Annotated in this window: 5 protein-coding genes; all 5 read left to right on the top strand. The window is 73.9% G+C overall.

Annotated elements, in window-relative coordinates; all coding sequences use genetic code 11:
* On the top strand, positions 1 to 1,940 hold a 1,940-nt coding region (locus WMI84_RS14850), incomplete at its 5' end, for a proton-conducting transporter membrane subunit (RefSeq protein WP_347354500.1).
* A complete protein-coding gene (locus WMI84_RS14845; RefSeq protein WP_347354498.1) occupies positions 1,931 to 3,418 on the top strand; it encodes an NADH-quinone oxidoreductase subunit M in 1,488 nt (495 codons plus the stop codon). The genes WMI84_RS14850 and WMI84_RS14845, both read left to right, overlap by 10 nt.
* Entirely contained in the window at positions 3,415 to 5,043 is a 1,629-nt protein-coding gene (locus WMI84_RS14840) for a proton-conducting transporter membrane subunit (RefSeq protein ID WP_347354496.1), read from the top strand. Before WMI84_RS14845 ends, WMI84_RS14840 begins: the two co-directional genes overlap by 4 nt.
* A gap of 315 nt (positions 5,044 to 5,358) precedes the next feature.
* The gene (gene htpX, locus WMI84_RS14835) at positions 5,359 to 6,228 is read left to right on the top strand and encodes a zinc metalloprotease HtpX (RefSeq protein WP_347354494.1); all 870 of its coding nucleotides are present in this window, start codon (positions 5,359 to 5,361) and stop codon (positions 6,226 to 6,228) included.
* 88 nt (positions 6,229 to 6,316) lie between these two features.
* On the top strand, positions 6,317 to 8,824 hold the full coding sequence (pepN, locus tag WMI84_RS14830; RefSeq protein WP_347354492.1) for an aminopeptidase N: 2,508 nt from the start codon (positions 6,317 to 6,319) through the stop codon (positions 8,822 to 8,824).
* Positions 8,825 to 8,834 lie beyond the last annotated feature (10 nt).

Genomic DNA, 8,834 nt, shown 5'->3' with positions numbered 1-8,834 from the left:
GGCGGGGGCGGGAACAGCGCGGAGGTGGGCGAGGAATGACCTGGGTGGTGCGCCTCGTCGTCCTCGTCCCGGCCCTGGCCGGGCTCGCCGGGCTGGTGCTGGCCCGGTCCCGCCCGGCCGCGCAGGTCGTCGCCGTCGGGGCGTCCGGCGCGACCACGGTGCTGGCCCTGCTGCAGTGGGTGGCGCCGCCCGACCAGGGCGACATCGACACCTTCGGCGCCCTGCCGCTCGGCGACCTCAGCGTGCCGCTGCACCTGCTCTCCGACGAGCTGTCCGGGCTGGTCGGGCTCGTGGTCGCCCTCGTCGTCCTGGCGATCCAGGCCTACACGGTCTGGTACCTGCGCCGCGACCGCCGCTACCCCCAGTTCGCCGCCGGGGTCTCGCTCTTCGCGGCCGGGATGCTGCTCGTCGTCCAGTCGGCAGACCTGGTCCTCACCCTCGTCGGCTGGGAGGTCATGGGCTGGTGCTCGTGGCTGCTCATCGGCCACGACAGCGAGCGGGCGGCGGCCCGCCGAGCGGCATACAAGGCCTTCATGGTCACCCGCATCGCCGACATCGCGATGGTGGTGGGGCTGGTCACCCTGTCCGTGCGCGCGCGCAGCACCGACCTGTTCGCCGTGCTGACCGAGCCGGGCCGCACCGGCCTGCTGACCTTCGGGCTGGTCTGCGTCGTCTTCGGGATCGCCGGCAAGTCCGGGCTCGTGCCGTTCCAGGACTGGCTGCCCGACGCGATGGAGGGTCCGACCCCGGTCTCCGCGCTCATCCACGCGGCCACGATGGTCGCGGCGGGCAGCTACGTCATCGCCCGCCTGTTCAGCCTCTACGCCGGCAACGACGCGGCCCGCACCGTCCTCGCGGTGCTGGCCGCCACCACGATGGTGTATGCCGCTGCCCTCGCCTTCGCGCAGCGCGACCTCAAGCGGCTGCTGGCCTACTCCACCCTCAGCCAGGTCGCGATCATGCTCGCGGCGCTGGCGGCGGCCCCGGCCGCCCTCGGGGTCGGCCCGGGGATGGGGCACCTGGTCGGGCACGCGTTCTTCAAGGCGCTGCTCTTCCTCGGCGGCGGCTGGCTCGCGGCGATCGCCGGCTCGACCGCGCTCGCCCCGATGGCGGGGCACGTGCGCTCGGGCCCGGTCCTGCGGTGGGGGATGGCGCTCGGGTTCGCGGCGCTGGCGGGGGTGCCGCCGCTGGTCGGGTTCTTCACCAAGGACACCGTCATCGACGCCGCCCTCGACGGCGCGGGTGAGGGCGCCGGGTTCCGGGCCTGGGTCGTGGTCGTGGCGCTGTTCGCCACGGTGGTGCTGACCGCGGCCTACTGCACCAGAGCGTGGCTGCTGCTCGACACCCCGACCCGACCCGCCGCGACCCGGCCCATCCCCGCCCAACCCGCGAACGGACCGTTCGAGCCCGAACAGGTCGGTGCACCAGCCGGTTCGACCCCGAGCCGACCGTCCGGGGGAGGCGGCGCCCCGGCCGAGCCGCTGCGCACCTGGTCCGTCGCGGTGCTCGCCGCCGGGAGCGTGCTCGGCACGCTGCTGCTGCTCACCCTGCCCGGGAGCGTCCACGTGGGGTGGCTCTCGGCCGCCGTCTCCGTGCTGCTCCTCGCCGGGGCGGCCTGGGCGGTGTGGGTCGCCGCGCGGCACGGGCAGCGCGACGCGGCCGACCTGCTGCCCGAGCCGGCACGCGCCGCTGCGGTCGCGGGCCTGCACGCCGACGCGGCCTACGCCGCCTTCGGCCGGGCGGTCGTCGCGGTCGCCCGCCTCGTCGTGTTCCTGGACCGGGACGTGGTCGACGCCTACCCACGCGCGCTCGCGGCCACGACCCGTGCCGCGGGCCGGGCCGGGCAGCGGGCCCACCGGGCGGTGCCCTCCCTCGGCCTGGTCGGGGTCGTCACCGGCGTCCTCGTCGTCGCGGTCCTGGGGGTGACGGTATGGCGGTGACGATCCTCGTGCTGGTCCCGCTCGTCGCGGCGATCCTGCTGCTGGCCATACCGCCGGCCTCGGCGGCCGACGGGGCGATCGCGCTGGTCGCGTCGGTCGTCACCGCCGGCCTGGCCGTCGTGGTCTGCGTGCTGCGGCTCGAGGTCGACGTCATGTGGGTCCGGGCCCTCGGCATCCGGTGGCACCTGGCCCCCGACGGCATCTCGATCGCGCTGATCCTGCTCACCGTGCTGCTCACCCTCGGCATCGTGTTGCACACCCTGCACGGACCCCCGCCTGAGGGCGGCACCCGCTCGACCCTGCTCGGGTGCGTCCTGCTCGTCGAGGCCGGCGCCCTGGGCACCTTCCTGACCCGTGACGCACTGCTGTTCTTCGTCGGGTTCGAGGTCGTCCTGGTCCCGATGTGGGTCCTGATCCGCCGGTTCGGCGACCACCACCGCGCCGACGCCGTGCGGGCCGACGCGGCCGGGCGGTTCATCTTCTTCACCGTGCTCGGCTCGACGCTGATGCTCGTGGGCATCCTCTTCCTCGTCCAGCGCTCGGGCACCTCCGACCTCGAGGTGCTCGCCGCCGCCCACGGCCGGGGCCTGCCCCACGGCGTGCAGGTCGCCATCGCCGCGCTGCTGCTGGCCGGTCTCGGCATCAAGGTGCCGATCTGGCCGCTGCACACCTGGCTGCCGGCGGCGCACACGATCGCCCCGACGGCCGGGTCGGTCCTGCTCGCGGCCGTGCTGCTCAAGATGGGCACCTACGGCATCGTCCGGCTCGCCGTGGCCAACGTGCCGGACGGGGTGGCGACCCTCTCACCGGTGCTGGCCGTGCTCGGTGTGGTGGGGATCGTCTGGGGCGGCCTGGTCTGCCTCGTCGAGCGCGACCTCAAACGGCTGGTGGCCTACTCGTCGGTGGCGCACATGGGCTTCGTCGTGCTGGCCCTCGCCTCCGGCAGCCACACCGGGCTGCAGGCCGCGCTGTTCGGCAACATCGCGCACGGCGTCGTCGCGGCGCTGCTCTTCCTCGTCGTCGGCGACCTCAAGGAGCAGTGGGGCTCGGCCGACCTGTCCGTCGCGCGGGCCGCCCTGCGCGACACCGCGCCCCGCTTCGGGCTGCCGTTGGTGTTCGGCTTCGCCGCGGCGCTCGGGCTGCCGGGCCTGGTCAGCTTCTGGGGAGAGTTCCTCGCCCTGTACGCCGCGTGGTTCCCGGCGCCCGGGCGCCCCGTGGTGCTCTTCCGGGTCTGCGTCGTGCTCGGGGCCGTCGGGATGGCCATCGCGGCCGGCTACGCGGTGCGCGTAATCCGGATCGTCTGGTCGGGGGAGGGTGGCGACCCGGCCGCGGCCCCGGTGCGCGACCTGCGCGGGGTACGGCACGGGGTCGTCGTCGCGCTCGTCGGCGCCACCGTCGTGCTCGGCGTCGGACCGCAGCTGCTGCTGCACCTGTCGAACGCCGACGCGGCCGGCCTGCTGCAGGCGGTGCGCCGGTGAGCGGCCTCGCCGTCGACGTCGGGACGCTGCTGCCGGCGCTGCTCCCGCTGGCCGGGGTGCTCGTGGTGCTCGTCGCCGACCTGGTCGCGCCCCGGCTGAGAGGCCTGCCGTATGCCGTCGCCGTCGTCGCCTCGCTCGGTGCCGCGGCTGCCGCCCTGCCGGGTGTCGCCGCCGGGGCCGGCACGGCCCGCACCACGCTCTGCTTGGGCCTGGGCTGGTTCTCACCGGGCGGCGGGTCGCCCTCCGGCTCCGGGCCGGTGCCGTACTCCTCGGCCATGGCCGCCTTGGAGTGCCTCTGGCGGGCCGGCGCCCTCGGCAGCAGCCTGCAGCTCGGCGCGGGGCTCGCCGCCGCGGTGTGCCTGGCGCTGGCCTGGCCCGTGGCCCGGGCCCGGACCGGCGAGACGACCCGGGAGCCGGTCGAGGCGGTCCTGTTCCTGACCGCCCTGACCGGCACGGTCGTGGTCGCCGCGAGCCGCGACATCGGCACCTGGCTGGTCGCCCTGGAGCTGGCGACCCTGCCGGTCATCGCCCTGGTCGCGCTGCCCGGCACCCGGGCGGCCCTCGCCGGGGCGATGCAGCTGCTGGTCACCTCGCTCGTCTCCTTCGCGCTGCTCGCGGTCGGGGCCGCGCTGTGGTTCCTCGCGACCGGCGCGCCCTTCTTCAGCCCCGACGCGGCGCTCGCGGCCGGACCGGTCCCGGCCGGCGTCGAGGTCGCCGGGGCCGCGGCGTCGGTGACGCCGCCGTCCGTGGCGCTGCTCTCGCTCGCGCTGGTGGTGATCCTGGCCGGGCTCGGCTTCAAGCTCTCCCTGGTGCCGTTCCACGCGTGGACGCCGACCGCCTACGCCGGCTCCACCCCCGCGGTCGCGACCTTCCTGGCCACCGTCTCGAAGATCGGCGCGCTGGCCGCCCTGCTGGTGGTCGTGCAGGCGCTCGCGCGCCTCGGCGCCCCCGGCCTGCTCGCCGTTGCGGTCGTCTCGGCGGTGACCATGACGCTCGGCAACGTCATGGCGCTGCGGCAGGACGACGTGGTACGCCTGCTCGCCTGGTCGACGGTGGCCCAGGCCGGCTGGGTGGTCCTGCCGCTGGTCAGCGTCTCCCCGCTCGGGCAGCGCTCCTCAGGGATCTACCTGCTCACGTATGTCGCCGCCACCCTCGTCGCCTTCGCGGTCGTGGCCCACACCGTGCAGCAGGTCGGGGCGCGCGGGCGGGGGATGGCGGCATACGCGGGCCTGTGGCAGCGCAGCCCGTGGCAGGCGGGTGCGCTCGCGCTGGCCCTGACCTCCCTGGCCGGGCTGCCGCCGGGGGTGATCGGGCTGGTCGGGAAGATCGTCGCGTTCCGCCCGGTAGTCTCCGAGGGCTGGGTCTGGCTGGCGCTGGTCGCGGCCGGCAACGCCGTGCTCGGCGTCGCGGTCTACCTGCGCTGGCTGCGGCCCGTGGTCAACCCCGTGGAGCCCGAGGTGCTGGCGGCTGCGACGCAGCCCGGCGCTGCTGGGCAACCGGCGGACGGCGTGGTCCTGCCGGGACGGCCGCGGCTCGCGGTCCAGGTGGCGCTGGTCGCCAGCGGGCTCGTCCTGGTCGTGGTCAGCGTCCAGCCGCAGCTGCTGCTCGGGCTGTTCGGCACCTGACATCGGCAGTGCATCATCGACAGTGCAGCAATCCTGATCGACAGTGCAGCAATCCCGATCGACAGTGCAGCAATCCCGATCGACAGTGCAGGACCGGTTCTGTCGGGCGACCGACCGTTGCCACCTGCGGCGGACGCGCCTGTCGATCGGTGCACGCTCGATGCCGATTGGTGCACGCTCGATGTCGATCGGTGCACGCTCGATGTCGACTGGTGCACGCTCGATGTCGGGGAACGAGGAACGAGGAACGAGGAACGAGGAACGGGGGGAACGGGGAACGAGGAACGGGGCCCGGTGGTCGGACGTTCAACGATCATGCGCAACCACTTCAACGGGCTGAAGACCGTTGCCCTGTTCGGCGCCATCTGGGTGCTGCTGCTCGGCCTCGGCTCGCTGATCGGCGGTGGGCGCTACATCTGGTTCTTCGCGCTCATCGGCGTCGTGACCACCGCCTACGGGTACTGGAACTCCGACAAGCTCGCGATCCGCGCCATGCACGCCTACCCCGTCTCCGAGGCCCAGGCCCCGGCCATGTACCGGATCGTCCGCGAGCTGTCGACCAGGGCCGGCAAGCCGATGCCGCGCCTCTACGTCTCACCGACGCAGGCGCCGAACGCCTTCGCGACCGGCCGCAGCCCGAAGCACGCCGCGGTCTGCTGCACCGAGGGCATCCTGCAGCTGCTCGACGAGCGCGAGCTGCGCGGCGTGCTCGGCCACGAGCTGATGCACGTCTACAACCGTGACATCCTCACCAGCTCGGTCGCCGCCGCGATCGCCGGAGTCATCACCGCCATCGGACAGATGCTCATGTTCTTCGGCATGTTCGGTGGCGGCGGCTCCGACGAGAACCGCCCCAACCCGATCGCGCTGCTGGCCATGAGCCTGCTGGCACCACTGGCCGCGATGATGATCCAGATGGCGATCAGCCGCACCCGCGAGTACGACGCCGACGAGGACGGCGCCCGGCTGACCGGTGACCCGCTCGCGCTCGCGTCCGCGCTGCGCAAGCTCGAGTCCGGCGTGCAGCGCGCCCCGCTCGCCCCGCAGCAGGACATCGTCAACGCGAGCCACATGATGATCGCCAACCCGTTCCGGGCCCAGGACGTCTCCCGGCTCTTCGCCACGCACCCGCCGATGGACCAGCGGATCTCCCGGCTCGAGGGCATGGCGGGACGACCGCAGTGACACCCCGGCCGAGCACCGGCGAGGGCCGGCGCACAATCGTCCGTCACTGAGCCGCCGCCGGGCCGGGCCATCTGGCAGGCTCGCCCACATGCGCAGTCTGACCCTGGCCGAGGCGCGCGAGCGCTCCGCGCTGGTCCACGTCGTCTCGTATGCCGTCCACCTCGACCTCGACCGCGGCGCCGAGGTCTTCGGGTCGGTCGCGACGGTCCGCTTCACGAGCGGCTCGCCGGGTGCCGACAGCTGGGTCGACGTCAAGGCCCGCGAGGTCGCCTCGGCCCGCCTCAACGGCCGTGACCTCGACCCGGCCACCGTCGTCGACGGCCGCCTGCCGCTGCCGGGTCTGGCAGCAGTGAACGAGCTGGTCGTCGAGGCGAGCATGAGCTACAGCCACGACGGGCAGGGACTGCACCGGGCCACCGACCCGGCCGACGGGCAGAACTACGTCTACGGGCACCTCTTCCTCGACGCCGCGCCGAGCGTCTTCGCCTGCTTCGACCAGCCCGACCTGAAGGCGCCCTACGACGTCACCGTGCACGCGCCTCGGGAGTGGTCGGTCGTCGGCAACGGCGTGGCCACCCGGACCGCGCCGGGGGAGTGGGCCCTGGCGACGACCAAGGCACTGGCGACCTACTTCGTGACGGTGTGCGCCGGGCCCTGGGCGTGCGTGCGCGACGAGCACGACGGCATACCCCTGGCGATCCATGCCCGCCGGTCGCTGAAGGACCCGCTCGAACGGCACGCGGCCGAGATCTTCACGGTGACCAAGCAGTCGTTCGACTACTTCCACGGGCTGTTCGGCATCCGCTACCCGTTCGGCGACTACGACCAGGTGTTCGCACCGGAGTTCAACGCCGGGGCGATGGAGAACCCGGGTTGCATCGTGCTGCGCGACCAGTACGTCTACCGCGGCGCGGCCACCCGCGACGAGCTGCTGACCCGCGCCAACACCATCGCGCACGAGCTGTCGCACATGTGGTTCGGCGACCTCGTCACGATGCAGTGGTGGGACGACCTGTGGCTCAACGAGTCGTTCGCCGAGTACATGTCGCACCGCTGCCTCGTCGACGCGACCGAGTACACCGACGCCTGGGTCGACTCGTCGATCGTGCGCAAGGTCTGGGGGTATGGCGCCGAGCGCTCGCCCTCGACCCACCCCGTCGCGGGCGTCGCGGCACTCGACGCGACGAGCGCACTGCAGAACTTCGACGGCATCTCCTACGCGAAGGGCGCCGCGGCGCTGCGGCAGCTGATCGCCTACGTGGGCGGCGACCGGTTCCTCGCCGGGGTCCGGTCCTACCTGGCCGCCAAGGCGTACGGCAACGGCACCCTGGCCGACTTCCTGGCCGCCATCCAGGACGCCAGCGGCAAGGACCTCGACGCGTGGGCCAAGGCCTGGCTGCTCACCGCGGGCCGCGACACGATCGCGGTCGAGCTGGGCGTGCAGGACGGGCGCGTCGCCGCGGCCACGATGACGCGGCGGGTGCCGGCCGCCTTCCCGGCCGACCGGCCGCACGCCCTGGACGTGGCCGGATGGACCGACGGGGAGCAGACCGCCCGGGTCACGGCCACGATCACCACGGCAGAGACGCCGCTGGACGGACTCGTCGGGACACGCGCGCCCGCGGTGCTCGTCCCGAACGCGGCAGACCTGACCTGGGCGCGCGTGGTCCTGTCGGACGAGACGGCCCGCGCGCTGCCCGCCCAGCTCGGCCGGGTCCCCGACGCCCAGGCCCGGGCCGTGGTCTGGTCGGCCCTCGTCGACGGCGTGCACACCGCCACGACGTCCCCCGCGCTCGTGCTCGACGTCTTCGAGGCGGCCTGGGCCAGTGAGCCGAACTCGTCGATCCGGACGAGGACGGCGGCCTACGCCGAGCAGGTGCTGGTCGGGGTCTTCCTCCCGCGCGAGGAGCGGGCGGCAGCGCGCAGCCGGCTCGCCGCGGTCGGTGGCGCGCTCCTGGCGGGCGCCGAGCCGGGCTCGACGGCCTCGCTGGCCGCCGCCCGGCTGGTGGCCGGCACGAGCTCCGACGAGGAGCTGCTGCGCGGCTGGGCCACCGGGCACGGGCTGCCGCCCGGACTCGAGGACGACGGCGACTTCAGGTGGATCGTGGTGCGCAACCTGGCCCGGCACGAGGCGCTGTCGGACGCCGACATCGAGCGGTTCCGCGAGACGGACGACACCTTGCAGGGCTCGCTGAACGCGCTCATGTGCCGCGCGAGCCGCCCCGACCCGCAGGCCAAGGCGTGGGCCTGGGGACAGCTGACGGAGCGCCGCGGCCGGTCGAACTACGAGATGAACCACCTGGCCCGGGGCTTCTGGTCCGCGCCGGACGACGCGCTCGTCGAGCCGTACGTCGCCCGGTACTTCGCCGAGGTTCCGGTCATGTCCGCCTGGGTCGGTGAGGACGCCCTCGCCCAGGTCGTCACCCTCGCCTTCCCGCAGGTGCACACCGCGCGCACGGCCGAGCTCAGTGCAGCGGCACTCGGCCGCGACGACCTCACCCCCGCCGTGCGCCGGTCCCTGGTCGATGCCGACCACGAGCTGCGCGAGGTGCTGGGCTCGCGGGCCGCCTTCCCGGCGTCACGCCGGGACCGCTGAGGCCGGACCG

This window comes from Intrasporangium sp., assembly GCF_039812505.1.
In the GTDB taxonomy this organism is placed as follows: Bacteria; Actinomycetota; Actinomycetes; order Actinomycetales; family Dermatophilaceae; genus Intrasporangium_A.
This window is presented reverse-complemented; position numbering and strand designations above follow the sequence as displayed.